18 protein-coding genes and 1 riboswitch are annotated in these 14,759 nt (G+C 43.7%); of the genes, 13 read left to right on the plus strand and 5 right to left on the minus strand.

From position 1 onward, the window contains the following. The first annotated feature begins 1 nt into the window (after window position 1). The 8 genes from ACUB3H_RS05900 to ACUB3H_RS05935 all read left to right on the plus strand — a co-directional run bounded on the left by ACUB3H_RS05900 (window position 2) and on the right by ACUB3H_RS05935 (window position 6,881). Window positions 2-394 (plus strand): alpha/beta fold hydrolase, encoded by a 393-nt coding sequence (locus ACUB3H_RS05900; protein WP_459129737.1) that lies wholly within the window; start codon window positions 2-4, stop codon window positions 392-394. Window positions 395-515: 121 nt separating this feature from the next. Beyond that, window positions 516-2,297 carry a serine hydrolase domain-containing protein gene (locus tag ACUB3H_RS05905; protein ID WP_459129738.1) on the plus strand — a complete coding sequence of 594 codons (1,782 nt, stop codon included), beginning with the start codon at window positions 516-518 and terminating at the stop codon, window positions 2,295-2,297. Between the two features lie 8 nt (window positions 2,298-2,305). Beyond that, window positions 2,306-2,959, plus strand: a complete 654-nt coding sequence (locus ACUB3H_RS05910) for a response regulator transcription factor (RefSeq protein ID WP_459129739.1) — start codon at window positions 2,306-2,308, stop codon at window positions 2,957-2,959. After that, window positions 2,959-3,882, plus strand: coding sequence for a sensor histidine kinase (locus tag ACUB3H_RS05915; RefSeq protein ID WP_459129740.1), 924 nt, complete (start codon window positions 2,959-2,961; stop codon window positions 3,880-3,882). Before ACUB3H_RS05910 ends, ACUB3H_RS05915 begins: the two co-directional genes overlap by 1 nt. 90 nt (window positions 3,883-3,972) lie before the next feature. Then, window positions 3,973-5,196: an MFS transporter gene (locus tag ACUB3H_RS05920; protein WP_459129741.1), complete on the plus strand. Its 1,224-nt coding sequence runs from the start codon at window positions 3,973-3,975 to the stop codon at window positions 5,194-5,196. A gap of 3 nt (window positions 5,197-5,199) precedes the next feature. Next, window positions 5,200-5,664: a macro domain-containing protein gene (locus ACUB3H_RS05925; RefSeq protein ID WP_459129742.1), complete on the plus strand. Its 465-nt coding sequence runs from the start codon at window positions 5,200-5,202 to the stop codon at window positions 5,662-5,664. Between the two features lie 62 nt (window positions 5,665-5,726). Beyond that, window positions 5,727-6,140: a GtrA family protein gene (locus ACUB3H_RS05930; protein WP_459129743.1), complete on the plus strand. Its 414-nt coding sequence runs from the start codon at window positions 5,727-5,729 to the stop codon at window positions 6,138-6,140. Window positions 6,141-6,149: 9 nt separating this feature from the next. Next, entirely contained in the window at window positions 6,150-6,881 is a 732-nt protein-coding gene (locus ACUB3H_RS05935) for a carbon-nitrogen hydrolase family protein (protein ID WP_459129744.1), read from the plus strand. Window positions 6,882-6,889: 8 nt separating this feature from the next. Here the strand turns inward: ACUB3H_RS05935 and ACUB3H_RS05940 are convergent, their stop codons facing one another. Next, complete coding sequence (locus tag ACUB3H_RS05940; protein ID WP_459129745.1) at window positions 6,890-7,231, minus strand: Spx/MgsR family RNA polymerase-binding regulatory protein; 342 nt, start codon at window positions 7,229-7,231, stop codon at window positions 6,890-6,892. Continuing rightward, window positions 7,228-8,142, minus strand: coding sequence for a folate family ECF transporter S component (locus tag ACUB3H_RS05945; protein WP_459129746.1), 915 nt, complete (start codon window positions 8,140-8,142; stop codon window positions 7,228-7,230). Before ACUB3H_RS05945 ends, ACUB3H_RS05940 begins: the two co-directional genes overlap by 4 nt. A gap of 36 nt (window positions 8,143-8,178) precedes the next feature. Next, window positions 8,179-8,273: riboswitch (THF riboswitch) on the minus strand. Between the two features lie 79 nt (window positions 8,274-8,352). On the opposite strand from ACUB3H_RS05945, the gene ACUB3H_RS05950 reads away from it, so the two are divergent. Then, window positions 8,353-8,961, plus strand: a complete 609-nt coding sequence (locus ACUB3H_RS05950; RefSeq protein ID WP_459129747.1) for a LysE/ArgO family amino acid transporter — start codon at window positions 8,353-8,355, stop codon at window positions 8,959-8,961. 24 nt (window positions 8,962-8,985) lie between these two features. On the opposite strand, the gene ACUB3H_RS05955 is transcribed toward ACUB3H_RS05950, so the two are convergent. Further along, window positions 8,986-9,357: a DsrE family protein gene (locus tag ACUB3H_RS05955; RefSeq protein WP_459129748.1), complete on the minus strand. Its 372-nt coding sequence runs from the start codon at window positions 9,355-9,357 to the stop codon at window positions 8,986-8,988. Window positions 9,358-9,492: 135 nt separating this feature from the next. Here ACUB3H_RS05955 and ACUB3H_RS05960 point away from each other — a divergent pair, with 135 nt between their 5' ends. Beyond that, window positions 9,493-12,087: a calcium-translocating P-type ATPase, PMCA-type gene (locus ACUB3H_RS05960; RefSeq protein ID WP_459129749.1), complete on the plus strand. Its 2,595-nt coding sequence runs from the start codon at window positions 9,493-9,495 to the stop codon at window positions 12,085-12,087. Here ACUB3H_RS05960 and ACUB3H_RS05965 read toward each other — a convergent pair. After that, window positions 12,077-12,463 carry a hypothetical protein gene (locus tag ACUB3H_RS05965; RefSeq protein ID WP_459129750.1) on the minus strand — a complete coding sequence of 129 codons (387 nt, stop codon included), beginning with the start codon at window positions 12,461-12,463 and terminating at the stop codon, window positions 12,077-12,079. The genes ACUB3H_RS05960 and ACUB3H_RS05965 overlap by 11 nt on opposite strands. 76 nt (window positions 12,464-12,539) lie before the next feature. Between ACUB3H_RS05965 and ACUB3H_RS05970 the strand changes: the two genes are divergently transcribed. Next, window positions 12,540-13,130, plus strand: a complete 591-nt coding sequence (locus tag ACUB3H_RS05970; RefSeq protein ID WP_459129751.1) for an SIMPL domain-containing protein — start codon at window positions 12,540-12,542, stop codon at window positions 13,128-13,130. Here ACUB3H_RS05970 and ACUB3H_RS05975 read toward each other — a convergent pair. Continuing rightward, window positions 13,127-13,582, minus strand: coding sequence for a YbaK/EbsC family protein (locus ACUB3H_RS05975; RefSeq protein WP_459129752.1), 456 nt, complete (start codon window positions 13,580-13,582; stop codon window positions 13,127-13,129). The two genes, ACUB3H_RS05970 and ACUB3H_RS05975, sit on opposite strands and share 4 nt — an antisense overlap. 52 nt (window positions 13,583-13,634) lie before the next feature. Between ACUB3H_RS05975 and ACUB3H_RS05980 the strand changes: the two genes are divergently transcribed. Further along, window positions 13,635-14,186: a hypothetical protein gene (locus ACUB3H_RS05980; RefSeq protein ID WP_459129753.1), complete on the plus strand. Its 552-nt coding sequence runs from the start codon at window positions 13,635-13,637 to the stop codon at window positions 14,184-14,186. Between the two features lie 10 nt (window positions 14,187-14,196). After that, complete coding sequence (locus ACUB3H_RS05985) at window positions 14,197-14,754, plus strand: hypothetical protein (RefSeq protein WP_459129754.1); 558 nt, start codon at window positions 14,197-14,199, stop codon at window positions 14,752-14,754. Window positions 14,755-14,759 lie beyond the last annotated feature (5 nt).

A 14,759-nucleotide genomic window follows, 5' to 3' on the forward strand; every position in this document is an offset into this window, starting at 1 on the left:
TATGGATTATCTAAACTACCTCGGTAGCATCATGGGAAGTAATCCTGAAATCAATGAGGGTGGAGACATCCTAGGAGACATCTTATCCGAAGAATATGGAATGCTCGATAAGGTGAATTATATTCGAGGGCTCATGGAGAACTTTGGTTGCTTCTATCTTCAGCTTTATCCTATTGATCTACGTGAGTGCTATGATAAACTTGAGGTGCCTGTGTACTTCCTACTCGGAAGACACGACATCAATGCGCCTCTCTCTTTAGCACAAGATTATTTTGATCGTCTTGAAGCACCGAGAAAGGAGATTCGTTGGTTTGAGCATTCAGGTCATAATCCTTGGCTCACGGAGAGCGATCTCTTTGTACAAACGGTGCTGGAGTTAACAGGTGTAAGCTGATTTCTAAAGCCAAGCAAGTGTGCTTGGCTTTTTTCGTGCAATGGAAGAAATAATGTTCAGTTAATACTTCCTAACATTCGATTAATAGAGGTACCCTATACTACCAAATGGAGGTACTTTTATGAAAAAGATTATCGCATTATTACTAGTCGTTCTTTGCACTACTTTTAGCTTTACAGGCATCGTCTTTGCCGCAGACTTAGGAAATTTACCCAACGAGGTTGAATCATTTATCGCAGAGAGAAAGGCTGGAACAGCCTCGGTTTCCTTAGGCGTATTTCAAAACGGAAAACCTCTCTATTCGACACAATATGGTTACATCGATGAAGAGAACAAGGTCCTCTCAGGGAAGGATACGATCTACGAGTGGGGTTCTGTCTCCAAGGTTTTAGTGTGGATTTCTCTGATGCAACTAGAAGAAAGTGGAAAAGTGGATCTTACAAAAGACGTAAAGACCTATCTTCCAGAGGACTTTGCTTCAAAGCTCCACTTCTCTTATCCCGTTCGTCTTCTAGACATCATGAATCTTCAAGCAGGCTTTCAAGAAGTGGGTCTTAAGGTTGAATTTGACGAAGGAGAGACGATTCCAGATCTAGGAAAGCTCCTTTTAGAGAGCGAACCGAAGCAAGTGTTTAAGCCAGGAACAGTCACTGCTTATAATAACTGGACACCAGCTTTAGCTGCCTATGTCGTAGAAACAGTAAGTGGTAAACCCTTTCGTGAATACGTACAGGAAAATATTTTTAAGCCTCTAGGCATGAATCACACGGCAGCAGGATCCGACTGGAGCGATAATCCCTTTGTAAAAGAGAACAGACCTCGTTCAAAGAGTTACTACTACACTTCTGAAGAACACGAAAGTTTGGGCACAAATATCAAATATATTGGTCTCTACCCAGCAGGAGCATCAGCAGGTACGTTTGAAGACTTTCTAACCTTTTCCACGGAATTTACTTCTGACCATCCACGCTTCTTTAAAAACGCAGAAACGTATAAGAAGATGCTTGACGCCTCCGTTCTTTTCTCCGATGGTCTTCCTCGCATTCACCATGGACTCCTATCGATCGATAATGTGAAGCATCTCATTGGTCATAGCGGTAACACGCAGGGCTTCACTTCAGCCTTTTGGTTTGATCCTGAGACAAAGCTCGGTTATGTCGTGATGACGAATGAGCCAGGAGAAACGGCCTATAACTATGGATTCAGTGAGTTCTTATTTGGCACTTTGAAGGCACAAGCGAAGCCGGGCACAGATATCTCTGGACTCTTTACGAGTGAACGTTCCATTCATCGTGGCGCTCTACGCTTTATCAAATATTTGAATGGAATCCTTCCGATTCAAGCGACCGAAAGTGAGAACGTATTTCAAGTTCCTATGGCTCAGATAAAAGTGACCTCTTTAGGAAATCACCGCTACCTCTTTGACAACGGAAATGGCTTAGCTTATCAAGTGGTCGAGAAGGACGGGGGAAAGACCTTAGAGAACTTTACGACCGATAGCAAACACTTACCTTTAGCGGAAACCATCGGTGCGTATGGCTTACTGATCGTAACCCTTCTCGTTCCCGTCGCTCTTCTCATTCGCTTCCTTGTCCTTCTCGTAAAGCGTTTAAGAGGTAAGACCTTTAACGTCTTCACAGCTGGTATGGTGAGTCACATTGCTGCAGCCGTCATTTCCCTTGACTTTATTTACCTCTGGCTCTTCTGCCCGAGCTATTCAAGAACTCACTTACTGATCGTAAGTATCATTTGTATCCTAGCAAGTGTTGTGATTGTTACGAATTTCGGCTTAAAGCTTTATAATAGAGTAAAGGGCGAAGGAAAGGGACTTGTAGCTGTAACCTGGCCACTACTCATTCCCGCCTTTGCATGGTTTTATGAGCTATTTAACTTCTGGGCTTAGGAGAAGGTATGAACAAATATCAAATTCTCATCTGTGACGATGAACAAGAGATCATCGACTTACTATCCTTATATTTTGATGCTGAGATCTACGACATTCATTCAGCTAATGATGGGAAAAGAGCACTTGAGATTCTAGAGAGTGAACCCATTGATCTCGCACTCATAGACATCATGGTGCCGTCGATTAATGGCTTAGAGCTCATCCAGAAAGTAAGAGATCGCCTAGAGATTCCCTTGATCATCATCTCTGCACTCGATCGCTTACAGGATAAGCTCAAAGGCTATGAGATTGGTGCAGATGATTACATTGCGAAGCCCTTTGAACCCATGGAGGTTTTGGCTAAGGTTAAGAGTCGCTTAAAGAGTAAGAAGAGTGAAGAAGTGATCGAACAGAATGGGGTTCTACTTGATACCATCCGCTGTCAGCTAGAAGTGAATGGAGAGCGTATGGATCTAACCAAGGTAGAATTTGAAGTTCTTCAGCTACTCATGAGTGAGCCTATGAGAGTCTTTACCAAAGAGCAGATCTACAGTGCTGGTTGGGATGAAGAATACCTCTTTAATGACAATTCGATTCGAGTCATCATCAATCGCATTCGAAGCATGGTAGGCGAAGAGCATATTGAAACCATCCGTGGCATCGGATATCGGTGGAAATGATGAAAAAACTCCAACATAAAATCATCCGCTCCTTTATCCTTCACGTTCTCTTTTTAGCTCTCGTTCAAGCCGTCTTTAACGATGGCTTTAATGTCCTTATAGAACGTCACCTGAAGGGTTGGGGACCGACGTACTTGTACGCCATGCTTCTTTTAAATCTCCTATTGGACATTGGAGCTTTCACCCTTGTCGCCTTGCACTTTTATCATCGAATCAAAGGCTATATCGATGAAGAAATGAAGCGTCAGATGGAGGAGGAGCATTTTCTCTATTCCTCCATTGCGCACGATTTAAAGACGCCTATGACCATTATTAAAGGCTATGCACAAGCGCTCTTAGATGAGAAGATTCCCTCTGAAAAACAACCAGAAATCTATCGAATCATTCGAGATAAGACCGACCGTTCGGTCGTACTTTTAAGTGATCTTTTGACGTATTCGAAGCTTCTTAAAGAGGAACTGAAAAGTGATGATAACCTAGAGCTTGTCGATTTATCTCAAACTTTAGTTCAGATGGTTGCTGATAATTACGATCACATTGAAAAAGAAGGCGTTCAATTAGAGCTGGATGTCAAAGAAGAGCTCAAATATCCCATCCAACCGCTTGATTTCAGACGAATTTGTGAGAATCTACTCATGAATGCCATAAAGCATAATGAACGTGGTGTATCCATAAAAATTGGACTTCAAAAGCATGAAAACGAAGTGATCTTTTACGTCGCTGATTCAGGAAAAGAGATAACAGATGATCATATTTTTGAGGCGTTTCATACAGGAAATGAAGCTAGAAGTCCAGAGTCAGGCCATGGACTTGGATTAGCCATTGTCTCTAAGCTTGTAAAAAAATATGGAGGGAGTGTTTCAGTAGAAGCTCCTTATTCCACTTATACCAAGGCTTTTGTCGTGAGGTTTCCTGTAAAATAAGTCTCCCTCTCGTTTGACTAATGCTCAATAAAGGATTAAAATAACGGAGTTGAAATTGTCATCCTATGCTTAATGGATTGGAGGCTTTCCATGGAGACAAAAAAACATCGATTCACTCCTGCTGTAACTGTCATTATCATGTTTGGCATCATCAGTATGCTAGGCGATATGGTCTACGAAACAGCAAGAAGTAGTAATAGTCAATATCTAAATCTCATTGGAGTCAGCGCTACCAAAGTGGGAATTGTCTTTGGTATTGGAGAGTTCCTAGGTTACTTTGTTCGACTCTTATCAGGCTTTCTTTCTGATAAGAGCGGAAAACACTGGATCTTTCTCTTCATCGGTTACGGACTTCTCATTGTCGTACCTTTCATAGGCTTTACGCAGCACTGGAACATCATTCTCGTCCTCATTCTCATGGAACGCATCGGTAAAGCACTTCGTAGTCCTGCGAAGGATACGGTACTGTCTGAAGTTGCCAATAATCAAGTGGGCATCGGCTTTGCCTTTGGTCTTCAAGAAGCACTCGATCAGATTGGTGCTTTTGCAGGTCCACTCATCTTTACAGCCGTCTTTTACTTTACTGGAAAGCATGGTCTTTTTGAGTATCAGCTAGGTTATAAGCTTCTACTTATCGCTTACCTCGTCTTAATGGCCGTTCTTACCCTCGTCTATTTTCACATTCAAAAGAATCATCTCATCCCTGAGGTCAGGAAAGAGCATCACAGTGAGCGTCTCCAACCGATCTTTTGGATCTATACAGCCTTTACCTTCTTTTGTATGCTAGGCTTTGTAAACTTCAGTACCATAGGCTACCACCTAAAGGAAACGAAGTTACTGAGTGACGGAAGCATCACACTGATCTATTCCTTGGCCATGGTCGTCGATGCCGTTTCTGCTGTCATTGTAGGAAAGGTCTATGATAATATTAAGCTTAAATCGGGAAGAAAAGCAGAAGGCCTCTTAGTCTTAATGGTTCTTCCTGTCATCTCGATCTTTCTGCCCCTCTTGACACTCAGTCGCTCCGTTGTGCTCATCGTCATCGGAATGATCGTCTTTGGTATCATCATGGGTATTCAAGAGACTGTCATGCGTTCAGCCATCGCTGACGTTACACCTTATGATAAGCGCGGTACAGGTTACGGTGTCTTTAATACGGGCTATGGTTTAGCGCTCCTCTTTGGCGCTAGTATCATGGGTTATCTCTACGACCAAGAACTCATCAGTGCGATTATCATCTTCACTGTCATTACACAAGCCATCGCTGTTGTACTCTACTACAAGATGAACCAGATGGTTAAGAAGGAAAAATAAAAGATGCCATTCGAAGTGATCCACACAGACATCACAACACTAGCGGTCGATGCGATCGTAAATGCTGCAAACACGTCCCTCTTAATGGGAGGTGGCGTGTGTGGAGCGATTTTTCGCTCTGCTGGAATAGAAAAGCTTGAACGTGCCTGTAGAAGTCTTGCTCCCATTCAAACGGGAGAGGCAGTGATTACAGAGGGGTTTAACCTGAAGGCCTCCCATGTGATTCATACGGCAGGACCGATCTATGAAGCATCGAATGCAAACGAATGTAGAAGACTTCTCGCTTCCTCGTATGAGAATTCTTTAAGGCTCGCATACGAGAAGGGCCTTAAGTCCATCGCCTTTCCCTTAATATCGAGCGGTATATACGGTTACCCTAAAGAGGAAGCCTTTGAGGTTGCAAAGAACACCATAGAGGACTTTCTAAAGACGCATGATATGGATGTCTTTTTAGTGCTCTTTCCCTAGAGATCGAAAGATCTCTTTTTTATTTTCTATCTAAATCATGTAGAATGGACCTAGGAGGAATTATGAAAAACGAATCTTGGATTCAAGTAGTAAAATTTACACTGCTCTCGCTTTCTGCAGCAGTCGTCGATACGGCATCCTTTTTCCTTTTAAAGCTCATTTTCCCAACCATGTCCATAGGACTAAGACAGACCATCAGTGTCATCCTCTCTGTCCTCTGGAACTTTACGTTAAATAGGCGCTATACCTTTAAATCATCGAATAATATTCCGATCGCGATGCTTAAGGTCGCCGTCTTCTACGTCATCTTCATTCCCATCTCTTCATGGGTAAGTACTGTCCTTTCACAGATGGGTGTTTCTGAAGTCATCATTAAGGGGCTCACCTTAATCGCCAATGGAATCGGTGAATTCATCTGGTGGAAGTTCGTTGTCTTTAAGGGAAGTGAGAATACAAACGATCTAGCAAAGAAATAGGGAAAGAGAATGAAAATTGGACTATGTAGCTTAGCCTTTAAGACTCATGAAACAAAGAAGAATCTTGAAACAATGCTTTCGACTCTTGAAGCGTATCGTGGAAAGGTCGATCTACTCCTCTTTGGTGAATCGTTTTTACAGGGCTTTGAAGCACTTAGCTTTCACTATAAGACCGATAGAGAAGTAGCCGTTAGCGTAGAGGGTCCTGAGATCGAAGTACTTAAAAAGAAATGTAAAGAGACAGGAGTCGCTCTGAGCTTTGGCTTCATTGAACGAGAGGAATACCTTTATTCGAGCCAGCTTACGATCGGCCCCGACGGAGAAATACTCGACCTCTTCCGAAGAGTCAGTGTCGGTTGGAAAGAATCCATTGCAGACGAACACTACAAGGAAGGAGAGGGCTTTCACCTCTTTACATACCTAGAAAAGACGTTTGCCGTGGGACTCTGCGGAGACTTCTGGTTTGATCACAATGTAGAGGCTGTAAGAGCGCTTCAACCTGACTATGTGCTTTGGCCTGTTTATACGGACTTTTCATCTCATGAATGGAATAAGACCATGAAGTATGAATATCTAGAGCAAGCGAAGAAAATAGGTGAGAGAGTGCTCTATGTGAACTCTGTCTGTTACGATAACGATGGACCCGAAAGAGCAAAGGGTGGGGCCTGCTATTTTCATGCTGGAACCATTCTCTCAGAACATCCTTCTGGAACAGAGGGAGTACTCGTTGTAGAATGTTAAAGGTCCTCCTAGCGGAGGACCTTTTTCACGTCTTGACCTACGTAAATCTCTTCGTCTGTAATGAGAATGGGACGTTTTACTAACATTCCATCACTCGCTAAGAGATCTAGTTTTTCATCTTGACTCATATCTTCAAGTTTTTCTTTAAGACCCATCTCTCTGTAAAGCGTTCCACTCGTATTGAAGAAGCGCTTAATAGGGAGTTTCGACTGTTCAAGCCATTTCTTTAGTTCATCCCTTGTGGGTCTTTGGGCCTTGATGTCTCTTTTTTCTAACTTATAACCCTTATCTAAAAGTTCCTTTTCGATGCGCTTACAAGTCGTGCAGCGCTCATAGCAGATGAAGATCAACGGGTTGCTCCTTCTCGCTTCGCACCGAAGGTGATGACCTTTGATAAGACATCGTTCATGCTAATGATTAAGAAGGCATAGATCGGGATGCTCACGAGTTGCTTTGTGAGAGCCTTGATCGCATAGAATTCGAAGGTGTTCTTTGCATAGAGGAGTGCTTGGAAATAGGGAACCATGAGGACAGAGGTGATCATCTGGCCGATGAAGATTCCAATGAGTACCTTTATGAAAGAGAGCTTTGGATACTTTTCTCCTAAGAGCGTTGTAACGAGTACGGGAATAAGTCCTGTAAGGGCTGAGGTGAGTGTGAAGATCGGGTTAAAGGCATTTCCAGAAGGTCTTACGAGAAAACCTAAGAGGTCTGCCAGAGCTCCTACAATGAATCCTCCGATGGGGCCTAGGACGTAGCCACCGTAGATGATCGGAAAGCCTCCGAAGCTTACGCTTCCAACGCGTAAGGAGTTAATGGCTACAGAGAGTGCGATAAAGACGGCCATCGTCGTGATGCGGTTCGTCGTAAGCTTTTGACGATCCTTTTCTAGAATCTCTGCAATGGCTCCTCCAAAGAGTCCTACGATGATCCCGATGAGGATCATCCAGTAGAAATTACTACCTAAGAAGCTATTGAAGGCATCTGATTCTTTTACATATTTGGCGAGGGCTTTCGCACTGAGATCAGGCGTGTAGGGAATGTTTAGGCGAAGGAGTATTCCAGCACCTACCGTTAGGAATCCAAAGATCGAACCGATGACTCGGTTGGAACTAAGACTCAAGAGAAAGACTGCGGCCAAGGAAAAATAGTAACCTACGATGAGTGTAGGCTTTGCTCCAAAGAAGATCGATAAAGCTCCTGCAATGGCCAGTGCAAGAACGACGATCCACTTTCTTAGTGGTAAACTAAAATGTTTCATTCATCCTCCTTTTTATCTACTTAAGAGGACTTCTTAAGCAGTGAACGCGGTCATTGATCGCAAAAATTACTTTTTTCGTATTGGAGCGACGTCCCATCTCCAATCACTTAACGCCAATGACCTACCCTGAGCAATTCTCACTATAGAGAAAAGCTTTCTCGTTGTCAATTCCTGTGGTAAAGTTAATGTATCTATGTTTAGGGAGAAATTATGCAATTCTTTTTTCAAGGCTTTTTAATGGGGCTCGCATATGTCGCGCCCATTGGTACTCAGAACTTATTTATGATTAATACGGCCCTTACGACCTCAAAGAAACGCACGCTTCTTACAGCACTCATCATTGCTTTCTTTGACATTACGCTTTCCTTTGCCTGTTTCTACGGCATAGGAATTTTGATGTCTCGCTATGAGCTCGTTTCAAAGATTGTGCTTGCAATCGGGTCTATCGTCGTCATCTGGATCGGTATCGGTCTTCTTCGCTCAAAGGCAACCTTCTCCAAAGTCGATGTAGATCTTCCGCTCTTTAAGGTTATTGCTACAGCCTGTGTCGTCACATGGTTTAATCCGCAAGCCATCATCGATGGAACGATGCTTCTTGGATCCTTTAAGGCATCGATTCCAGCAGGGCTCGACCAGTTCTTCATTTACGGCGTCATGACTGCCTCACTCACATGGTGGCTTACGCTATCTACCGTCGTCGGCTTTTTAAAGCAAGCGATGAACGACAAGATTCTAAGAGCGATAAATATTGTAAGTGGATGTATTATCGTTTATTACGGAGTAAAGCTCTTAATTAGCTTTATTAAGCAAGTAATGTAAAATAGCGCAGAAACTGCGCTATTTTTAGTTAAGCTGTAAGCTTTTTTTGGCACTCATGAGTGCATCTACGACATAGTCTGCCGTAATCATTGAGGCTCCTTCGATGAGGTCTGTTTCTTCGACTCCATTATGCTTCATACAAGCGGTGCAGACCTTTAAGCGTCCGCCATTATTTAAAAATTCTGGAATCAGCTTTTTAAGAGGTTCGAAGGGTGAGCCGATGTCAATCTTATCGGCATAGCCTTTCTTTGCTAAGAATACGCCATTCGAAAGAAGGAGTAGTTCTACGTCGTGGCCTTTTTCTAAAGCCATAAGTCCCATAGAGAAGGCGATGGTGACGTTGTTACTATTGTCTTCGTTGTGGGTTAGGGTAATGAGTAAATCGATATTTTCCATATTTTGCTCCTTTCAAGGAGTTTATACCCCAAACTAGCATCAGCCAAAAATAAAAAAGAAATATTAGAAAGAACTCTATTTGTCATATAATATGGGTATATTCAAGTCGTTATCTCTATGAAAAGGATGGAATCAATGAATACTTGGCATCATTTGTCAGAAGAACAAGTTCTAAAAGAGCTCGATGCGAGAAGAGAAGGTCTCACTTCAAAAGAAGCGGAAGACCGACTCAAAACGTATGGAGCAAACGAGTTAGAGGGAAAGAAGCAAGAAAGCCTTTTTAAGCGCTTCCTCATGCAGATGAAAGATCCTATGATCATCGTTCTACTCGTTGCAGCAGTACTGAGTGTCGTTGCAAGTGGCTTTACCGACTGGGTCGATGCAGTCATCATTCTACTCATTGTCGTCATTAATGCAGTCATTTCGATCTCTCAAGAGGATAATGCGAATAAGGCACTAGAAGCCTTAAAGAAGATGTCGGCACCTTTGGCGAAGGTCTATAGAAATGGTGTCATCGAGAGAATTCCAGCAAACCTCATGGTTCCCGGTGACGTCTTCCTCTTAGAAGCAGGCGATCTCGTTCCTGCCGACGGTAGACTTTTAGAGGCTGCAAACCTCAAAGCCGATGAATCTGCGATGACGGGTGAAAGCGTTCCTGTATCGAAAAATGTCATCGAATCGCTACCAGAAGAGACGGTGCTCGGTGATAGAAAGAACGGCGTCATCAGTTCTACCGTGATTACAAACGGTCGCGGTGTAGCAGTCGTTACAGGTACCGGAATGAATACGGAAGTCGGAAAGATCGCCAACATGCTCTTAAAAGAAGATGAGGGTGAGACACCGCTTCAAAAGAAGATGACAGAGATCTCGAAGAGTCTTTCCATCATCTGTCTCGTCGTCGTTGTGATCATGTTTGGCGTCGGTCTCTATTATAAGAGAGGACTCCTAGAAATCTTTATGATGGCCGTATCCTTAGCTGTTGCAGCCATTCCTGAAGGCCTTGCTGCGGTCGTTACGATCGTTCTCGCTCTAGGCGTTCAGCAGATGGTTAAGCGTAATGCCATCATTAAAAAACTCCCTGCTGTAGAAACGCTAGGAGCTGCTAGTGTCATCTGTTCCGATAAGACGGGAACCTTGACACAAAATAAGATGACGGTCGTTGAAGTCTATACACCCAATGAATCAGACCGTGCGCTCGCCTTAACGATCGGTAACCTCTGTAATGATACCGTCATTAAAGAAGAGGGCGAGAGCTATACGCTCGCAGGTGATCCGACCGAAACAGCCTTTATCGACATTGCTTTAAAAGAAGGCATTCATAAGGTGAAGCTCGAGGAAATGTATCCGAGAGTAGAGGAACTTAGCTTTGACTCAGAGCGCAAACTCATGAGTACGATCCATAAGATAGACGGTCGTTTTAGAGTCGCTGTAAAAGGCGCTCCCGACGTGCTCTTAAAGCGTTCTAACATCGATCAAAGCTTACGAGAAGAAATCCTTCAGAAAAATGCTTCCATGGCATCGAATGCACTTCGTGTACTAGGTGTCGCATATAAAGATATCGATTCCATTCCAGCAGAACTCAATTCTGAAACGCTTGAAAACGACCTCACCTTTGTCGGTCTCATCGGTATGATCGACCCGCCGAGACTCGAAGTAAAAGATGCTGTAAAAGAATGTGCTCAAGCCGGTATTCGTCCAGTCATGATTACGGGTGACCACAAGCTCACTGCAGTCGCCATCGCAAAAGAACTCGACATCTACCGCGAGGGAGACAAGGCTCTTTCCGGTGAAGAACTCGATCAGATTAGTCAAGAAGAACTTGAAAAGACCGTAAAAGATTACTCCGTCTATGCTCGTGTATCTCCTGAGCATAAGATGAGAATCATTGAAGCGTGGAAATCGAATCACCAAATTGTCGCCATGACGGGTGATGGTGTAAACGACGCTCCCGCCTTAAAGGTTGCAGATATCGGATGTGCCATGGGTATTACAGGTACCGATGTCGCAAAGGGTGCTGCCGACATGATCCTTACAGACGACAACTTCTCGACCATCGTCCATGCGGTGGAACAAGGTCGTGGAATCTTCTCTAACATTAAGAAGTCGATTCAATACCTCTTAAGCTGTAACCTCGGTGAGATCTTTGTCATCTTCATCGCTACCGCCTTAAATTTCCATCAGATGCCACTCGTTGCGATCCAGCTTCTTTGGCTAAACCTCGTAACGGACTCCCTCCCAGCCCTTGCGCTCGGTATGGAACCGCTCGAAGATGGACTTATGAACGACAAACCGAGAGATCCGAGAGAGAGCATCTTTGCTCATGGATTCGCCTTTAGAGTGTTCTTCTACGGCGTGCTCGTAGGTGGCGTCACCTTAACTTCCTATGTTCTAGGTGAATACTTCCTCTCCGATCCATCGAAGGCTGATGGCATTGCAAACACCATGGCTTTCGCTACCCTCGTCTTCTGTGAACTCACAAGAGCCTTTGCGATTCGAAGTGAAAAGCACTCCGTTTTCAAGATCGGTCTCTTCTCGAACCCCATGATGAACCGTGCTTTTGTGGTAGGCCTTGCGTTACAACTGGCAGTCCTCTTCATCCCACCGCTTCAAAAGATCTTTAAGGTGACGGACCTAAATGGTATGCAGTGGCTCACAGTCATTGGACTTTCACTCATACCACTTGTCATCAGTGAAATTGGTAAGCTCATTAAAAAATCCTCTAGTAACTAGAGGATTTTTTTACGCTTCTTATGATGAGTCCCACACCAGCTAGGATGAGTGTCACATACAAGAGATACTCAAAGAGCGAGGCTGGCATAAAGGAGAAACGAACACTCAATATGATCGATACGAGTATGAAGATGGCTCCCAGTAGCATCACGAGCTTTGACCAGAATGCCTTGGGGTTAATGAAGTAACCTAAGAGTCCGATGAAGAAGGGGACTGCGACGACGCCTGTGGGAACGGAAATCCCGCCTAAGTTCCAGTTGTAGAAGCTCGTGTAGACACTCACTTGTCTACTAAGTAAGAATAATCCGACGGCAAGTAGGACAATGCCTAGTAGCGTATCGAGAGAAGAATGCTTGTTTTCTGAGTTATAACCCATCTTTTCCTCCTTGAGATCTATCTCTTCACCCTCATTATACCCAGCTTTTTGGGGTACTAATGACATGGAGGAAAAGATGAAGACCATAGAAATTAGTGTTACAAGATCGATCGAAAAGAGCCCTGATACCATGTTTTTAGCCCTAACTATGATAGAAAGAAATAAGCTCTATCAAGACGGCTCGAGCGCGATCGAAAAGAGAGTTAAAAAATTACAAGAACTACTTAAAGGGGAGCCCTTAACGATCCGATCCTTCCGTGTCAACGAAGAATACACCTACGAAGAAAATAAAGAAATCTTTTCAGGCTATGCATTCCGCTATGAGCTTTCGCTAGCCTTTCCCTACGATCGTGAAAAACTCGATTCCATCTTAACTTGCATTCAAGAAAGTGGTGTCGATGTTACGATGGCACTTTCATTTGGACTAAAGGACACCGAATCTATTCAAGAAGAGCTCTTAAAGAGCTTAGCGGTGGATGCCAAGAAGAAAGCTACGCTCTTACTTGAAGCGAGTGGAAAGAAACTGGGTGAAGTGCAGTCGATTGAATACCTCAACGCCGCACCATCCCATCGTTACGAAAGCATGAAAATGCTTAGTGCAAGTAGCATCGATCCTGAAGACATTTCCTATAGTGAGAGCGCAACGTTTGTCTTTGAGATCCTCTAGATTTTACTGATATCGACCCATACGCCTTTTGTGATGTGCTCGAGTTCATCGGGAGTGAGTTCAATGGCGCTGTGGTCGTTACCTGTCGCGGGAAATACTGTTTCGTGACTTTTTAGAGACTGGTCGAGGTAGATCGGTACCGTCACGCCAAAGGGACAGACGCCTCCTACCTTCTGTTCTAAGAGCGTTTCGACCTCACTTGCATCTAGCATTCGGGCCTTAAAACCAAAGGTCCCCTTAAACTTTTTGTTATCGATTCGGCTTTCGCCGCTCATGACGATGAGCATTGCACTGTCGTCCTTTCTAAATGAAAGTGTCTTTGCAATGCGATCGTTTTCGACACCGAGAGCCCTTGCTGCCTCAGGAACTGTTGCTGTCGATTCTTCCTTTAGGATGATCCTTTCCGCTAGACCAAAGGTCTCAAGAAAGGCTTTCGCTTTTTCTAAACTCATAAGAAACCTCCTAGGTCTATTCTAACCTATGTTTCAAAAGAAAGGAGTACCGATGAGAGATGGTCAAATGATCTTAATTTTGAGCACGTTCGCATTCGTGCTCGTTTCAGTCATCTACCAATTTGCTGTGGTTCCAAGGATGACTCGAAAGGATCGAATTACTTCAAAGACGGTAGGAACCGTTATCGGATACAAATACTTTAGCGATACGGGGATTAAGCTTCCTCACGTTCAATATGAAGTCGAAGGATCGATCTATAAGGTGATCGGACCGTCCTTCTTATCGGTAACCAGTTTACCTACGAAAAAAATCGAAGATCCAGAGACGGTTTTTATCACGAACATTGAATCCATCTCAAACCTACCCGATCACTTTAAAATCCGCCATCGCGGAATCATTCCAAGGTTTAAACCAGAAGATCCCATTAGGCGCTACTTTCCAGAGGGCATGAAGGTCGATGTCTACTTTAACCCTTCTAAGCCTAAGGAAGCCTATGTCATAAGAGATGAGGGGATCGATCCCATGACACCTAAGATGTTACGGATCATGATGGTCATTTTTGCTGTCGTTTCCATGATCTCTGCCGTTTCATCACTCAAATAAAGGAGGAGTTATGATTTTACTTACGTTTTATCAAAATGATCGAGAGCTACCGTTTCTCATCTTTAAAGATGATGATGCGGCCTATGCTTTCTGTCAAAAATTACCGGGATTTCTAGATCAAGATGAGGAGATGAGCCTCGATGAAGCGAAGCTTCCTCCCTACATGGAAATTACTTATGAGAACAAGCGCATCCCCTTTACGAAGTTCATGTTTGAACCCGACGTGAAGATCGAAATCTTCTTTAAGTACTTCCCGTTTGCCGACGGAGAAGAAGAGGGTCTCATTGAAGGAGTTACGAAGGTCGATAGCTACATCGTCGATAATAGGGAGGTAGAGGAATACATCACGTCGCGTGAAAAGCGAGCCGATTTCGTCTGTAAGCTCTTTGAAGAGCACGGCTTTGAAGCGCTTCGAAGTCTCAGAGGATCTGAAGATGGAGAAGCGATTCTCTATAAAAAAGCGGGAGATGTGGACTATCACTTCTTTGATCACCTCGACCCGAACTTTATCTATGACTTAGATGAAGAAGAAGTAAAAAAAGAAATTGAAGAAATAGAAGAGGCCTAGGATAT

This window comes from Guggenheimella bovis, assembly GCF_054492335.1.